Source organism: Bradyrhizobium sp. HKCCYLRH3099 (assembly GCF_051167855.1).
Classification (GTDB): Bacteria; Pseudomonadota; Alphaproteobacteria; order Rhizobiales; family Xanthobacteraceae; genus Bradyrhizobium.
Genome location: NZ_JBNPTW010000013.1, coordinates 1 through 15,723 on the forward strand (window position 1 = coordinate 1; position 15,723 = coordinate 15,723).

At 65.8% G+C, this 15,723-nt stretch carries 15 protein-coding genes; 2 read left to right on the plus strand and 13 right to left on the minus strand.

Annotated elements, in window-relative coordinates; translation table 11 throughout:
• Positions 1-455 precede the first annotated feature (455 nt).
• The 10 genes from ACQR1Y_RS22580 to ACQR1Y_RS22625 form a co-directional block, all read right to left on the minus strand.
• A complete protein-coding gene (locus ACQR1Y_RS22580; RefSeq protein WP_434862382.1) occupies positions 456-2,195 on the minus strand; it encodes a nitrilase-related carbon-nitrogen hydrolase in 1,740 nt (579 codons plus the stop codon).
• 11 nt (positions 2,196-2,206) lie between these two features.
• Entirely contained in the window at positions 2,207-3,196 is a 990-nt protein-coding gene (locus ACQR1Y_RS22585; protein ID WP_434862383.1) for an acetamidase/formamidase family protein, read from the minus strand.
• Between the two features lie 32 nt (positions 3,197-3,228).
• The gene (locus tag ACQR1Y_RS22590) at positions 3,229-3,945 is read right to left on the minus strand and encodes an ABC transporter ATP-binding protein (RefSeq protein WP_434878249.1); all 717 of its coding nucleotides are present in this window, start codon (positions 3,943-3,945) and stop codon (positions 3,229-3,231) included.
• A complete protein-coding gene (locus tag ACQR1Y_RS22595) occupies positions 3,938-4,654 on the minus strand; it encodes an ABC transporter ATP-binding protein (RefSeq protein WP_434878250.1) in 717 nt (238 codons plus the stop codon). Before ACQR1Y_RS22595 ends, ACQR1Y_RS22590 begins: the two co-directional genes overlap by 8 nt.
• Positions 4,654-5,718: a branched-chain amino acid ABC transporter permease gene (locus ACQR1Y_RS22600; protein WP_434862386.1), complete on the minus strand. Its 1,065-nt coding sequence runs from the start codon at positions 5,716-5,718 to the stop codon at positions 4,654-4,656. The genes ACQR1Y_RS22595 and ACQR1Y_RS22600 overlap by 1 nt, the downstream gene beginning before the upstream one ends.
• Before the next feature lie 11 nt (positions 5,719-5,729).
• The gene (locus tag ACQR1Y_RS22605; RefSeq protein WP_315720909.1) at positions 5,730-6,602 is read right to left on the minus strand and encodes an ABC transporter permease subunit; all 873 of its coding nucleotides are present in this window, start codon (positions 6,600-6,602) and stop codon (positions 5,730-5,732) included.
• A gap of 92 nt (positions 6,603-6,694) precedes the next feature.
• A complete protein-coding gene (locus ACQR1Y_RS22610) occupies positions 6,695-7,924 on the minus strand; it encodes an urea ABC transporter substrate-binding protein (RefSeq protein WP_434878389.1) in 1,230 nt (409 codons plus the stop codon).
• A gap of 19 nt (positions 7,925-7,943) precedes the next feature.
• Positions 7,944-8,609, minus strand: a complete 666-nt coding sequence (locus ACQR1Y_RS22615; protein WP_434862388.1) for an ANTAR domain-containing response regulator — start codon at positions 8,607-8,609, stop codon at positions 7,944-7,946.
• Positions 8,606-9,766, minus strand: a complete 1,161-nt coding sequence (locus ACQR1Y_RS22620; RefSeq protein WP_434878251.1) for a transporter substrate-binding domain-containing protein — start codon at positions 9,764-9,766, stop codon at positions 8,606-8,608. Before ACQR1Y_RS22620 ends, ACQR1Y_RS22615 begins: the two co-directional genes overlap by 4 nt.
• Positions 9,767-10,062: 296 nt before the next feature.
• Positions 10,063-10,293 (minus strand): hypothetical protein, encoded by a 231-nt coding sequence (locus ACQR1Y_RS22625; protein WP_434878252.1) that lies wholly within the window; start codon positions 10,291-10,293, stop codon positions 10,063-10,065.
• 252 nt (positions 10,294-10,545) lie between these two features.
• On the opposite strand from ACQR1Y_RS22625, the gene ACQR1Y_RS22630 reads away from it, so the two are divergent.
• Positions 10,546-10,965, plus strand: a complete 420-nt coding sequence (locus tag ACQR1Y_RS22630) for an NUDIX hydrolase (protein WP_434862391.1) — start codon at positions 10,546-10,548, stop codon at positions 10,963-10,965.
• A gap of 19 nt (positions 10,966-10,984) precedes the next feature.
• On the opposite strand, the gene ACQR1Y_RS22635 is transcribed toward ACQR1Y_RS22630, so the two are convergent.
• The gene (locus tag ACQR1Y_RS22635) at positions 10,985-11,194 is read right to left on the minus strand and encodes a PRC-barrel domain containing protein (RefSeq protein WP_434862392.1); all 210 of its coding nucleotides are present in this window, start codon (positions 11,192-11,194) and stop codon (positions 10,985-10,987) included.
• A gap of 134 nt (positions 11,195-11,328) precedes the next feature.
• Positions 11,329-12,993: a tannase/feruloyl esterase family alpha/beta hydrolase gene (locus ACQR1Y_RS22640; protein WP_434878253.1), complete on the minus strand. Its 1,665-nt coding sequence runs from the start codon at positions 12,991-12,993 to the stop codon at positions 11,329-11,331.
• 186 nt (positions 12,994-13,179) lie between these two features.
• Between ACQR1Y_RS22640 and ACQR1Y_RS22645 the strand changes: the two genes are divergently transcribed.
• The gene (locus ACQR1Y_RS22645) at positions 13,180-14,538 is read left to right on the plus strand and encodes an LLM class flavin-dependent oxidoreductase (protein ID WP_434878254.1); all 1,359 of its coding nucleotides are present in this window, start codon (positions 13,180-13,182) and stop codon (positions 14,536-14,538) included.
• Between the two features lie 209 nt (positions 14,539-14,747).
• On the opposite strand, the gene ACQR1Y_RS22650 is transcribed toward ACQR1Y_RS22645, so the two are convergent.
• On the minus strand, positions 14,748-15,659 hold the full coding sequence (locus ACQR1Y_RS22650) for a MurR/RpiR family transcriptional regulator (RefSeq protein ID WP_434878255.1): 912 nt from the start codon (positions 15,657-15,659) through the stop codon (positions 14,748-14,750).
• Between the last annotated feature and the right edge of the window lie 64 nt (positions 15,660-15,723).

Sequence of the window (15,723 nt, forward strand, 5' to 3'; positions counted from 1 at the left end):
AGCCCTCAATCCCGAGACCCGCAAGGACTCCGCCGTCCACGTTTCTCTTTCTTCATCTTCACTTGTCAAACAGCCCGCACTTGTTAGTTCGCGAACTCAGTCGCTCCGAACTAATTAGTGCACCTTCTTCGGTCTCTTTCGCCGTCGAAGTCTCCGTTGCCGGGGCGCTTCAAATAGCTGATTTTTCGAGACCGTCAAGAGCTTTTCTGAAGAAAAACTCAAGAGCCAGTCGGAAGAAGAAACATCAAGGAAAACAACGTTGGTCCCGGAAGTTCGGGGGCCTCAGTCATCAGTGATGTCCGGCTGGCGTGGTGGTGAGATAGTGCGATGCCGCATCCCGTGCAAGAACTTTTTGCGACGGCTGTGAAGAAATGTGGACAGCGCGGTCGCACCCCGCTCTGCGCGCTGTCACACACGGCTTCCGTTCCATTTTGAAACGGAACGCGCGCGCAAGCTCAAAAATTGCTCGCCTTGGATTGCACCAGCGCGCGATACGAGTGCGGCATGCGCATGCAGACGAGATCTTTGCGCCGGACGACGTTGGTCGGATAGACGCTGTCGAGATTGCTGGTGTCGATCTCGAGCGTCGCAATCCCCTCCCCGCGCTCGACCATCGCCTCGCGACGCGGAAACGCAAACGTATCTGGACCGAACACGCCGCTCAGCCCGCGATCCTCATTCGCGGCGTCGCACACATTCGCGAATGCGAAGTAGGCGTTGTTCTCGCCACCGCGAACGCGGAAGTGATGCCAATGATGCGCGTCGGCCCCGGTCGGGATCGGCGCCGGCTGCATCACCTCGGTCCCTGCATGCGCCGCACTGAAAGTCCCCTTCACCGCCGAAGGACACACGATCAGGTCGCAGCCGCGCAAGGCGAGCACCCGGCCCGCTTCCGGAAACGCCGCGTCATGGCCGATCAGGATGCCGATCCGCCCCATCGGGGTATCGACAACGGTCCAGTCGTCTCCCGCCGTGGCCCAGCTGCGCTCGGCCGTGGTGAGGTGCGTCTTGCGGTAGGTGGTGATTTTACCGTCGGGTGTGACCAGGACGGCCGAATTATAGATGGTGTTCCCGTCTCGTTCTGCAAGACCGCAGACCAGCGTGAGCCCCTGCTCCGCGGCGATCCCGGTCAGCGTCCCCGTGATCCGGCCCGGGATCGGCTCGGCGGTTTCGGCCGGATCGGTCAGCCCCGTTGCCGCAAGTTCCGGGAAGACCACCAGCTCGGCGCCCTCTCCCTTCGCCGCAGCCGCCAGTTCGGCGATACGGGCGAGATTGGCCGCGACGTCGGAGCTCGGCGCGAATTGCGCCGCGCTGATCCGGGAGCGCTTGCCCACCGGCCATGGCTGATGGCCATAGAGCCCGAAGAAGTCGCGCGGGTTCCAGCTGTAGGTATTGGTGAGCAGCTCGGGATACAGCTCCGGCCGGCGCTGCGCGAACACCGGCTCGCCGAGCACCTTGCGTGCCCGTGCCCATGCGAGATCGATCTCGGCGAAGGCAACGCCGTCGCCCTTGTCGATCACGGCCGGCAGGCTGCCATCGGGCGCGATGACGCAGCTGCCGCCGGAGAACTGCACGGTGCGCTCCAGCCCCCAGCGGTTGCTCTCGATCACGTAGCAGGAGTTCTCGAAGGCGCGGCTGATCCAGTACGGCGCCGGCGTCCGCTCGGCGAGCCAGTTCGAGATGTGGCAGATGATGTCGGCGCCGCCGAGCGCCATCAGCCGCGCCGTCTCGACGAAATGGATGTCCATGCAGATCAGGAGCGCGATGCGGCCGATCGGCGTCTCGAACACCTGGTTGTGCAGGTCGCCCGCGGCGGCCCATTTCGGCTCGGAGATGTAAGGGTGGGTCTTGCGGTGCCGGCCGATCACGCCGTCGGGGCCGATCAGCACCGCGCTGTTGTAGTAGATGTCGTCGTCATCGACCTCCGGCATGCCGATGACGATGTAGCAATCATGCCGTCTGGCCAGCGCCGCGAAGCGGTGCGTGGTCGAACCCGGCACCTTTTCGACATAAGGCGCCACTTCCGCGCGGTCGTACCAGCAATAGCCTGTCGTTCCCATCTCGGGCGTCACGATCAGCTTCGCGCCGGAGGACGCCGCCTGCTCACACAGCGCGAGCAGGCCTTCGATGTTGCGCTCCTTCTCGCCCAGTGTGGGCTCGAACTGAACGGTGGCAACCTTGTAGGTCAACGACATTGTCTGCTGCCTCAGACCAGGAAGTGCTTCTTGATGGACGCGCCGAGCGTGTATTTTGGATCGACCATGTTGCCGAGCCGGACGCGCCCGGCCTGCGTCAGCAGCATGTAGGCGTCGATCTCGTCGAAACCGTAATCGGCGGCCATCCAGCGGCACAGCTCGCGATAGGCGATACGCGCCGCGTCCTCCATCGGCCGGGCCGAGCCGATGGTCATGATGACATCCTTGGTCTCCAGCCGCGGCCAGGCGATGCTCCAGTTCTTGATCAGGTCGACCTGCACCGTCGTCACGGTCGGATGCTCGATCGCGACGCCGCACAATTCGCCGTCGCCCTGCGCGGCGTGGCAATCGCCGAGATAGAGCAGCGCGCCCTTGGTATTCACCGGCAAATAGATGATCGCACCGGTGCCGACATCCGGCAGATCCATGTTGCCGCCGTAATAGTCCGGCACGAGCGAGGAGATCGCCTCGATCTCGGGCGAGGTGCCGATGGTGCCGATGAACGGCTCATAGGGCAGCGTGATCTTGTCGTTCCAGACCGTGCCCTTCTCGGCCGTGATCTCCAACTTCTTCACGCGCTCGGGCAGCGCCGGGTTGAGCAACGCGGTATTCCCCGTTCCGACCAGCCCGCCGAACTCCGGCATGATCACGGTGGTGCCGCGTGGCTGCGGCCCGCGCGGGACGATGCTCTCGATGTACACCGCGAGCGTGTCGCCCTTCTCGGCACCATTGACATAGATCGGTCCGTTCTGCGGGTTGAGGAACGGGAAATTCAGGATCTTCGACGGGCTGTCGGTCTCATGCTTGATCGCCCCCTCGAACGCGTCATGCGTTTCGGCCGAGACGACGGCGCCGGGGTCGATGATCAGCACCGGATCGACATAGGGGCCGTAGACGTAGTGATACTTGCCCTGGTCCTGTTCGGTGATGAGATGGTGCGCGCCGCGCTCGCCCTTGGCCACGCCCTTGCGGGCCATGATCGATTCCGACTGCCAGGCCATGCTCGTTCTCCTTGTGCTCGTTTCAAGTTTCTTCAGACTGCGAGGTGGCGGCGCATCTCGGCGGCGTCGTCGAGCGCCTCGCGCGCGAGGCTCGCTGTGATGCGGCCCTTGTCGATGACGTAGGCGCGCTGCGCCATGGCGCGGATCATGTCGAGATTCTGCTCGACGAGGATGATGGTGACGCCGGTCCGGCGGTTGAGCTCGACCATGTTGCGGGCAATGTCCTGGACGATGTTGGGCTGGATGCCTTCCGACGGCTCGTCGAGCAGGATGAGATTGGGATCGGCGATCAGCACGCGGCCGATCGCGAGCTGCTGCTGCTGGCCGCCGGACATCGTGCCGGCGCGCTGGCTCCAGCGCTCCTGCAGGATCGGAAACGCGCCGATCACGCGCTGCTTCCCTTCCTCCGGAATGCCGCCGCCCTTGATCGCAGCGCCGACCGCGATGTTCTCGCCGACGGTCAGCCGCGGAAACACGTCGCGGCCCTGCGGCACATAGCCCATGCCGAGCCGTGCGCGCTTGTGCGCCGGCAGGTGCTCGACGGCCTCGCCGCGATAGACGATCGAACCGGACATCGCAGGCACCAGCCCGATCAGGCTCTTCATCAGGGTCGACTTGCCGACGCCGTTGCGGCCGATCACGGCGACGATCTCGCCCTCGCGAACCTCGATCTCCAGACCCTGCAGCACCGGCTTGCCGCCATAGCCGGCGCGAAGCCCGACGGTGGTGAGGATGACTTCCTTACGCATGCGCCTGCCCCAGATAGATCGCCGCGACGCGCTCGTCGGCCACGATCTCGTCGATCGAGCCCTGCGCGAACACCTGTCCGAGATGCAGCACAGTGACGCGCTGCGCGACCTGGCGCACGAACGCCATGTCGTGCTCGATGGCGAGCACGGTCATCCCGGCCGCGTTCAGCCGCCGCACCATCTCGCCGGTCATGTGCGTCTCCTCCGGCGACATGCCGGCGGTCGGCTCGTCGAGCAGCAGCAGCCGCGGCTTCAGCGCGATTGCCATGCCGATCTCCAGCCACTGCTTCTGGCCATGGCTGAGATTGCCGGCGAGCTGCGCCTGCTCGGCTTCGAGGTTGAGGAAGGCGAGCAGCCGGTCGATCTCCTCGTCGAGCGCAGGACCATGCAGCCGGCTCTGCAAGGCAATCTCCAGGTTCTGTCGGACCGAGAGACCCTTGAACACGCCCGGCACCTGGAACTTGACCGAGAGACCGCGGCGGATGCGGGCGAAGGATTTCAGCGCGGTGATGTCTTCGCCGGCGAAATAAATCTGGCCGCTGCCGGGATGATGCTCGCCGAGGATCAGCCGGAACAAGGTGCTCTTGCCGGCGCCGTTCGGCCCGATCAGGCAGTGGATCTCGCCCTGCTCCAGCACGAGATTGACGGAATTCGTCACGTGCAGACCGCCGAAATGCTTGTTGACATCGCGCAATTGCAACAGCGCCATCACGCGGCCTCCTGCTTGCGCCGGGTGACGAGCTTGGTGATCCCCTTGATCACCCCGAGCACGAGGCCATTGGGCGCGATCAGCACGGTCAGCACCAGCAACACGCCCATGAACACCAGCGCATATTGGCTGCCGTAGATCGTCAGCGCCTGGAAGCCGGACAGCACGACCAGCGTGCCGATCACGGTCGCGGTGAGATCGCTGCGGCCGCCGACGGCGACCCAGATCAGCGGCAGCGAGGCCGCCGTCATGCCCATGCTGGAGGGCGTGATGTACTGGCCCCACACCGTGTAGAGCACGCCGGAGAGGCCGGCGAGCGCGGCACCGATGACGAAGGTGATCAGCTGATATTTGCGGATGTCGTAGCCCAGCATTTCCGCGCGCTCTGGATTTTCCCTGATAGCGACGATGACGTTGCCGAACGAGGAGTTCATCAGGATGCGCAAGCCGAGATAGACCAGGACGAGCATGCCGAGCACGACGTAATAGAGCCCGACATCGGCGAACAGCACGATCGGGCCGCCGAACCAGGGAATCGTCAGCGGCGGCATCGCGCTCATGCCGTTGAAGCCGTTCAGCCGGGCGGCCCCGATGCGCCATTCGGGGCCGGCCGTCTGCGCCATGAAGCGTTCGAGCATCAAGGTCACGGCCAAGGTGACGATGCCGAGGAAGACGCCGGCGATGCGGCCGAAGAACATGAAATAGCCGAGCAGCGCGGCCACCAGCGCCGCCATGCCGATGGCCAGCAGCAGCGCGATCCAGGTGAAGCCGTAGGACGCGCCGAAATTGATGGTGAGGATGCCGTAGCCATAGCCGGCGATGCCGAAGAACGCAGTCTGGCCGAACGACAGCGAGCCTCCATAGCCCCAGATCAGGCTGAGGCTGAGCGCGATGAACACCCAGACGAAGAAGTACACGGTGTTGCCGACCGTATAGCCGTCGCTGAACAACGGGTACGCCATCGCGCCGGCGAGCACGAGCGCGAACAGCGCCCAGAACGCAGGCCCGCGGCCGAGCGTCTGCGGTCCTTCGAGACGGCGGAACAAGGACAAGAAACCGGTCATCGCGGCGCTCCTCAGGTCCGCTCGCGCAGCACGAAGCCGGAGATGCCCTTCGGCAGCACCCGGACGACGATGATGACGGCGATCAGGAGGCCGATCTGGCCGAACAGCTGGCCCTGCCACGAGGTCATGCCGGACTTCACGATGGCGAGGATGCCGCCGGCCGGCGCGGTGCCGAGGAAGACGTCGGCACCGCCGATCACGACCGTGACGAATGCCTCCATGATGAAGGTCGCGCCCATGGTCGGCACCAGGGTCATGGTCGGCGCGTAGAGCCCGCCAGCAAGGCCGGCGAGCCCTGCCCCGCAGGCGAAGGTCAGGCTGTAGATCAGCCTGGTGTCGACGCCGAGCGCGGCCGCCATATGCGGCACCTGGATGGTGGCGCGCGCGAGCACGCCGAACCGTGTCCAGTTGAACAAGGCATAGAGCGCGCCGAGCACCGCGAGCGCGGCGACGAACAACACAATGCGGTAGATCGAATAGGAATAGGCGCCGACCTGAAAACTGCCGAATGGCGTGCCGACACCGGCCATGGTCGAGCCGACCAGGATCAGGGTGCCCTGCGTCGCGATCAGGCTGAGTCCCCAGGTGGCGACGATGGTGTCGAGCGGCCGCTCATAGAGATGGCGGATCACCAGCAGTTCGACGAGGACGCCGACGAAGGCCGAGGCCAAGGTGCCGCAGAGAATGCCGAGCGGCAGCGGCAGGCCGGCATGCACGGTCGCCGCCGTGACATAGGCGCCGCACATGATGAACTCGCCATGAGCGAGATTGATCACGCCCATCATGCCGAAGATGACCGCGAGCCCGCAGGCCGAGAGCACCAGGAAGGCGAACGCGTCGCCGAACTGGTAGAGCGCAGAGAATGCCAGGGTTGCGATGTCCATGTCTTCGATCGATGTGGGGTTCGGATGCGTGAGGGGATGAAACAACGGGCCGCTCCGGCGTGAGGGGACGCCGGAGCGGCCGCGGCCGCCGATCAGGGCTTCGGCGGCGGATTCGACGGCGTGTACTGCGCCATCGGATCCTTCTTGGTCAGGTCACAGCCGGCCTCGCCGAGCCAATACGGCTTGATGTCCTCCCAGACCTTCGGAAACGAGATCGAGTGGTCGGCGCCGACCTTGGCGAGGTAGATGGTGTGCGACATGTGCTGGCTCTTGGGGTCGATGCAGACCTTGCCTTCCGGCGCGTCCATGCAGACGTCGCCCATCGCGATCACCTTGCGGATCTCGTCGCGGTTGGTCGACTTCGCCCGCTCCACCATCTGCTTGTAGAGATAGAGCGCGAGATAGGAGTTCTCGGCCTCCTGGTTCACATAGGGCTCGTTGGGGAACTTGGCCTTGAACTTGGCCAGGAACTCCTTGCTCTTCGGCGTATCGATTTCCTCGATGTAGTTGGTGGTGACGTACATATCCTTCAGGCTCGGCGGCTTGAAGCGCTTGTGCTCGTAGCCCTGGCCGACGTTGACGGACGAGGCCATCGGCAGGTTGACGTTGGCGGACGCCGCCTGCTCGTAGTAGGAGGCCTGCGCGGTGCCGACCAGCAGGGTCACGACGAAGTCGGGCTTGGCCTTCTGGATGTTCTGGATGCTCTGCGAGAACTGCGACACGCCGAGCGGGATGAACTCCTCGCCGGCCATCTCGCCGCCGTTCTCCTTGACGATCTTGCGCACCCATTCGGCCGAGATCTGGCCGAAATTGTAGTCGGCGGCCAAGGTGTAGACCTTCTTGCCGTAGGTCTGCATCATGTACGGGATCAGCGTCGAGAACTGCTGCTCCGGCACCGCGCCCGTCACCACCATGTGGCCGTCGCAGACGCCGCCTTCATACTGGTTGTTGTAGAAGGCGAAGCCGTTGAACTGGTCGACGATCGGGCGGTAGGCCTCGCGGGAGGCCGAGGAGAAGCCGGCGAACACGACGTCGACCTTGTCCCGCTGCAGCACGCGGCGCATGAACTCCTGGTAGCGGGTGTTGTCCGACTGAGTGTCGTAGGTCACGAGCTCCAACGGACGACCCATGATGCCGCCGGCCTTGTTGATCTCCTCGGCCGCGAGCTGGATAGCGTGGACCTTGCCGATGGTCGCGGCGGCGAAATCGCCGGACTGGTCCTCCAGCACGCCGAGCTTGATCGGCGCCTCGGCGGCATATGCGCCTGCCGCGAAGACAAGCGTCCCCGTGAGGGCTGCGGCACGCAGCCCCCCGCATTCCAGATCTGGTCATGTGATGCTCCTACATCGCTTGCTTGTTGCCGCCTTGCAGCGTGATGCTGCTCGGGCGTTCCGGCGTATCGGGCGGCATCGCCCGTCTCTTCAGGAACTCCTCGCAATAGAGCTCCAGACTTTGCCGCGCCCGCATGCTGTCGCGGCGAAGCGCGGAATAGGCATCGTCGTCGTTGAGGCCGGTCTCCTGCATCAGCAGGACGACGGCGCGGATCACGGCGCGGCGGCCGCGGCGGCGGCTCTCCAGGTCCTGCAGCTTCTCGTACATGTCGGTGCGCAGCAGGAACTGGTTGATGCCGAGAAACAGCGCGGTGTAGACGGCGCCGCCATGCACGGGCTTGCGCAGGAACGAGGTGGCGCCGAGATTGACCAGCGCCTTGAGCCGGCTCGGCGCCTCGACGCCGACGAGGCCAATCACCGGCACCGGCGGCAGCTTCGAGGCGGGATTGACCTCGAGCGCCACAGCGCCTTCGAGGTCGCCATCAATGAACAGGATGTCGCGCTCGGGCAGTAGCGCGCTGACGTCGAGCTGCGCGCGGCCCTCGACGATCTCGGGATACTCGCAGGCAACGCCCAGCTTGGCGAGCGTCGACTCCAGAGTGGTTTCCCACCCTGCCCGCCGCGTGATCACCAGCGCGCGGCCACCCTTGAAGTTCTGCAGCAAGCGGAAGGTCATGACTTCACCATTCGGAGCAGCGGTGGACGCATGGAGGTCGCAAAGCGCGGCGACGACTGCACGAGATACGGATCGGGCGCGATCGGCTGGCGGGCTTCGAGCAGCAGTTCGAACTGGCCGCCGGCCGAGGAGCGGCCGATCCGCGGCGTGAGCCAGGCGTGATAGGTCTGCGGATCGATCCGCACCTCGCCCTGCGGCGCCAGCAGGCGCTGATTGGCGACGGCGCAGCGCACCAGGCGCGACTCGTCGCTGCCGGCCTGCGCCAACGTCGCGGCGAGCAGCTTGACGGCGATGTAGGAGGCTTCGGCGTCGGCCGAGACCACCGGACCATCGGGAAACGCGGCGGTATAGGCCTGCATGAAGGCGGCATTCTCCGGCGAGCTCAGCGAGGAGAAGTACACGCTCGACGACAGATGGCCGTCGACCGCCTCGGCGCCGATCTCCTGCAGCTCCGGCTCGGACAAGGTACAGCTCGCAACCGGAATCTCGTTCGGCTGATCGATGCCGGCGGAGCGGCAGGCGGCGCGGAAAGCGCGGAAGAAGGCGTAGGCACTGGTGCCGATCAGGTTGTTGAAGACGACGTCGGGACGCTGCTCCAGGATCGCCGCGATCACCTGGTCGAACTCGGTGTCGCCGACCGTGAGATAGCGCTCGGCCAGCACCGTGCCGCCGCGCGCGGTCAGCGCCTCGCGGAAGATGCGGTTGTTCTCCCAGGCCCAGATGTAGTTCGAGCCGACGCAGAAGGCGCGGGTGCCGACCCGCGAGGCAAGATACTCGACCAGCGGCAGCACGTGCTGGTTTGGCGCCGCCCCCGTGTAGATGACGTTGTCCGAGCTCTCGAACCCCTCGTAGTGCGAGGGATACCAGAGCAGGCCGTCGAACTTCTCGAAGCAGGGAATCACCTCCTTGCGGCTCGAGGAGGTGTAGCAGCCGACCACCTGGCGGATGCCGGAGCTCAACAGCTCCCGCGCCAGCACCCGATATTGCGCGAGGTCGCCGGACGGGTTCACCACGACCGGCTCCAGCGTGATCGGCCCATCGGCGGCGTTGACCTCGGCGAGCGCGAGCTGGGCGCCTTTGAGCATCGAGCGCGCGACGACGCTGTACGAGCCCGTCGTCGAGAACATCACCCCGATGCGAAACGTCGTCCGTGTCATCCCGCGTCCCAAAAACAAAAAAGCGCCCGTCGGCTGTCAAGCCGAGGGCGCCCTCGCCACCAACCAAACACGCTTGAAACAGCGCGGCGTTGGAAATGGTTTGATCGTGCTCGCGTCCAAAGGGCCGCTGTGCCCAACGCGTGGATGTTACGGTCTCTTAGAACACCTCACCTGTCAAGCGCGTTGTAGCAGCGATGCCTGCATCAAAACGTGCTCTTGTGCAGCAAATTGATGCAGGTGCGACATTGTCGACCGGCGATGCCGCAAGCCGAAGGCGACGACCGCGTCGCGCGTCGTCAGCTCCTCCGCGTCGGACTACTCCGCGCCGGCGCGGTGAGGAAGCGATCGAGCTCGACGATCGCCTCCGCCTCGCGCGCGCGGCGCAACTGCCTCGCCTGCTCGATGCCAGGCGGCAGTCGCTTGGCGAGATCACGCGCCTCGCGCGCCGTCTGCATCAGCCGCTCGCCAAGCGACATCGTCTGCTTGACGCGCCGCCGCCGTTTCTTCTCAACCTCTACGTCATCCATGCGATCCGGACCCGGTTCAAGTTCGACGTGTACGCAACCCTAGATGATCACGCCTTCACCGCACCCACATAGGTGAATCCGAAATGGCGGGATGCCCTGGGCTGCAGGACAGCTTTCCGCTACACGACATCCCGAAGGTTAGTCGCAATGCAGCGACCGCCACGTATCAAATGATCTGGATGGCGCCGGCTGCGCGGACAAAGGAACCAAGGTCGGCCGCAGCGGTTCAAAACCGGAATGAAAGGGGGTCCCATGAAGCAGAAGCAATTCGCCGCCCTGCCCTTTCGGATCAAAGCCGCGGAACTTCGCATTCTCCTGATCACAACCCGCCGCAAGCGGCGCTGGTCAGTGCCGAAGGGGTCGCCGATGCTGCGCAAGCGCGCGCACCGGGTGGCGGCGATCGAGGCCTATGAGGAGGCCGGCCTGCGCGGCAAGATCAGCCGCCATGCGCTCGGCCGTTTCAAGCACAGCAAGCGCAAGGGCAAGCGCAAGATCCAGTGCGAAGTGGCGCTGTTTCCCCTGGAAGTCACCAAGCAGCATCGGCGATGGCCCGAGCGCGGCGAGCGCAAGCTGCTGTGGCTGCCGGCGCCCGAGGCTGCGCGGCTCGTGCATCGGAGCAAGCTGCGGCAACTGATCGAAAGCTTTGCCGTCGCGCATGCGAGACGGCGCTGACGCCTCCGCCCTGCTCCGCTCAATCCTGCGCAAACCTGATCGTCGACACCGGCCAGCGCCCGTCATGGCCGCTGATCGAGATGCGCAGACCATGCAGCTCGTCGAGATGGACCTGCTCCACCGTTCCAGCCTTGCCGTCACTCAACGCCACGCACTTCCCGATCAGCTCGGTCTGAGCATGCTCGAACTCGTACAGGATGGTGAAGGCGCGAGTCTTGACGGCAACCATGAGGACACGAATGCGGGCCGATGGGACGCCGCGAAGGCGGGCCGGCGCTGGCCGGGAGATCGGGGCTCGCGCGCGGCACGTCAACCACCCATCAAGCGATCGTGCACGCCATGCGGACGACTTGCACGATCCGTTCAGCGGCACTCGAAATTGGCGGCGTCCTCGAGGCTGCCGCTGCCCTTGTAGGTCACAACCTTCGGAAACGCGCAGAGATCACGTGTACGCCCCGGCCATGGCACGTCCGGCGCACGCCGCGCCGTCGCGCGGATCGCCTCCGGTGCGGCCGCCTTGCCTTCCACCCATTGATCGAGCGCGCTCAACAGATCGAACTGGTCGGTTGCGGGTCCGCCGCCGCAATGGTTCATGCCGGGAACCAGGAACAGCCGCGCGAAGCCGTCGGCGTCGGCGTATTTCGTCTTGAGCTGGTCGACATAGTCGATCGTATCGAGCGCCGAGAAGATCGGATCGGCGACGCCGTGATAGAATAGCATCTTGCCGCCCTTCGACTTGAAGGCGTCGAGATCGGTCGAGGTCGCCGCCTCATATTCCATGCCGGCGTCGAAGCCATCCGCGCCCTTCATCACCTTCGGCGTGTCGCGGTCGAGATCGAAATTGCGCACCCAGGAGACGAGATCGTCGGGCGTTTGCGGCGGACTCATGAAGTCATAGGCGACGCCGCCGGGAATGAGCGTGAGATTGCGCGCGTTCGGCGGGCTGGCCTTCGGCGTCCCGAGCTTCCAGGCCCGCCAGCCCGGCGCGGCGAGGCCGGGATCGTAGGGCCAGCGCGCATAGATCAACCCGCCCATGGCATTGCGGATGCCGTCGAACATCAGCTTGACGGCCTTCAGCTTGGGCGGCGACAGGCACTGCGCGTTCTGCCCGTCCTTGCAGGCCAGCACCGCCGCATCGAAGCGGCAGGCCATGACGTCCTGCACCATGCCGTCCTTGGCACCGTCGGCGCCATCGCACGCCTCGGTCACGCCATCGGCGACCAGCTTCAGATCCTCGTCGGTGAGCGCGCTGCCGACATCGGCCTTGCCGTCGGGCCCGGGCGGCGCGATCGCTAGCAGCAGCTGCTCCTGCGCGATCACGTCGATTCCGGCGAGTGGCACGCGATAGGCCGGCGCCCCGGCGATGACGCCGTCGAACAGCTCGGGAAAGCGCTGCGTCACCGCCATCGCCTGCCGTCCGCCATTGGAGCAGCCGGCGAAGTAGGAGCGGCGCGGCGCGTTGCCGTAGAGCTTCTCGCTCGCCGCCTTGGCGGCGGCCGCCACCGGCGGAATCGAGCTGTAGCCCTTGTCGCGCCGCGCCTGCGGATCGAGGCCGAACAGATACGGCCCGAGCGGACCGGGCTCCTCGAGATGGCCGGCGTCCGTCGAGGCCGCGACATAGCCGTTGGAGAGCGCGTTCGGCGGCGTGGTGCCGGTCAACAGGCCGAGCGCCGGCCGCAGCACGCCGTCGACGCCGCCGCCGCCCTGGAAGACGAACTTGCCATTCCACGTCGCGGGCAATCGCAGCTCGTAGCCAACAGCGTAGGGCTTGCCATCGATCCCCGTGCGCTCGTTAATCTTGCCACGGATCAGGCAATGATCCGGCGCCGGGCTGGTGACCCCCGCAGGGGCCGGCGGCGCCAGTTGGACGCCGCCGGCCGCGACGAACTCCACCGTCACAATGCGGCCGCTGCCGGAAAAGCCCTGCGCCAGCGCCGCACAGCTCGCCTTGAAATCCTCGGCATGGGCGCATGACATTGCTGACCCCGTCAGCAAGACCGCGGCCAGCGCCGCCATCCGGATCTGCATCAGTCTCGTCCTCTCCCCACATCCGGGCCTTCGCCCGTCGCGCGCCATCATTGCTTCGCAGCGCGCTTGATCACATCGCGACCATAGCCCAGCCTGCGCGCGCCGCAAGCGGCCGTGCGCTCACGCGCAATTGAAAACATCGGCCGAAGCGTGCCATCTGTCGGCACCACACGATCGAGGGACATCATGGCTGCGGACATCCGGTTGAATGCGTTTGCGATGAACTGCGTCGGGCACCAGTCGCCCGGCCTGTGGCGACATCCGCGTGACCGCTCCTCCGATTACAACCGCTTGCCCTATTGGCTCGACCTCGCCAAGACCTTGGAGCGCGGCCGGTTCGACGGGCTGTTTCTCGCCGATGTGCTCGGCGTCTACGACGTCTATGGCGGCAATCCGGACGCCGCGCTGCGCCACGCCATCCAGGTGCCGGTCAACGACCCCATGATGCTGATCTCGGCGATGGCCGCCGTGACGGAGCATCTCGGCTTCGGCGTCACCTGCACTTTGTCCTACGAGCCGCCCTACCCGTTCGCGCGGCGGATGTCGACGCTCGATCATCTCACCGAGGGCCGCATCGGCTGGAACATCGTCACCGGCTACCTCGACAGCGCCGCGCGCGGCATGGGCAAGCAGCGCCAGACCGGCCACGATGATCGCTACGACATCGCCGACGAATACATGGAGGTGGTCTACAAGCTGTGGGAAGGCAGCTGGGAAGACGATGCCGTGAAGCGCGATCGTGCCAGCGGCATCTTCACCGATCCGGCGAAAGTCCACCGCGTCAGCCATCAGGGCGAGAACTACCAGCTCGACGCCATCCATCTGTCCGAGCCGTCGCCGCAACGGACGCCGGTGCTGTACCAGGCCGGCACCTCGCCACGCGGCCGCGTGTTCGCAGGCCGCCACGCCGAATGCGTGTTCATGTCGGGCCCATCGGCCAAGATCATCGCGCCGCGCGTCGCGGCGATCCGCCAGGCCGCGGTCGAGGCCGGCCGCGCGGCGGGCGACATCGTGATCTTCAGCATCGCGACCGTCGTGCTCGGCGAGACCGATGCAGAGGCCGAGGCCAAGTTCGCCGACTATCGCCGCTACATCGACCACGAGGCCTCGCTCACCTTGATGTCCGGCTGGACCGGCGTCGACTTCTCGACCTACGAGCTCGATCAGCAGGTCCGCCACGTCCTCAACGACGCCGGCCGCAGCGCGATGGACAACGTCACCCGCGCCGATCCAGACCGCGTGTGGACCGTGCGCGAGGTCGCCGAGCATATCGGCATCGGCGGCATCGGCCCGGTGTTCGTCGGCTCGCCGGGGAAGGTTGCAGACCTCATCGAGAGCTGGGTCGAGCAGACCGGTGTCGACGGCCTCAACCTCGCCTTTGCGTTGTCGCCGGAGAGCTTTGCCGATGTCGCCGACCTGCTGGTGCCGGAATTGACCAGGCGCGGCCGCTACAAGAAGGCGTACCAGCCGGGCACCTTGCGCGAAAAGATGTTCGGCCGCGCGCGGCTCGCCGCGCCCCATCCGGCGGCGGGCTATCGGCCGTAAATGGCCGCAGCACGGGGATGTGAATCTCTGGCTCTCGCCGCATTCGATCTAGCATGAGTTATTCGTCATGCCCGGGCTCGTCCCGGGCATCCACGTCGTGCCGCACACGCGGACGTGGATGGCCGGGGCAAGCCCGGCCATGACAGTGTAGACCTTCAGCGCCTTTCGAGCGGAAGGTCATGCGGAAGGCGCGCCCCACTCAGCGTGAGCTACTTTTCGCGCAGCCCCTTCTGGATCGGCGTCATGCCCGGCGAGCCCTGCTCGTCGGCCTGCTGCAGCGCCAGGAATTCGCCGAGCCGCTTGCGCGCGGGGCTGCCGAGCGCGCGCGCGACCTCGGAGATCAGGAGCTCGGTGAGCGCGAAGCCGCCGGCCATCGAATCGAACGGCTCGAGCCCCCTGGTGCTGCTGGTCAGCAAGGTCGTCGCATGCGAGGCGAGCGGCGACAGATATTGATCGGTCACCAGGATCAGATGCGCGCGGCGCTTGGCCGCCTCAAGGCCCCAATCGAGCGTGCTCTGCTGGTAGTGGCGGAAATCGAACAGCACCACGACCGTCTTCGGCCTGAGATCGACCAGGGCGGAGATGCGCTCCGTCCCATCGGAGGCGATGTGGACGACATCCTTGCGCAGCATCGAGAGATAGGTCGCAAGCTGCGTCGCCAGGATGGCGCTGATGCGGCCGCCCATCACCAGCACCGGCCGCGAGACGTCGGCGAGCGCCGTCACCGCCGCCTTCAGCTCCTTCGCATCGAGATGCGAGAAGGTCGAGCGGATGCAGTCGACATAGGCGGCCTGCGCGCGCGCCGCCGGCGTCTCTGCGGCCGGCTGCCGCTTCGCATCGGGATAGGCATCGACGGGCGAGAAGATGCGCTGGTGGATTTCGGCGCGCAAAGTTTCATGAAACGCGCCGTAGCCGTCGAAGCCGAGCTTGCCGACCAGCCGCAGCACCGTGGGCGCGCTGACCTCGGCGGCGGTCGCCAGTTGCACGATCGGCACCAGGCCTCCGGTCGGATAGTTCTCCAGGATCACCTTGGCGACCGCGAGCTCGGCGGGCGCCAGATGGTTGCGCACCACGCGGATGCGCTCGGCGACCGTGCCGTCGCTCGGGACCGGCGCGCTCACGACAGGCTGACCCGCGATTGGAGGAGCATGGTGATCATCATCACCACGCAGCTAGCATGAAAAG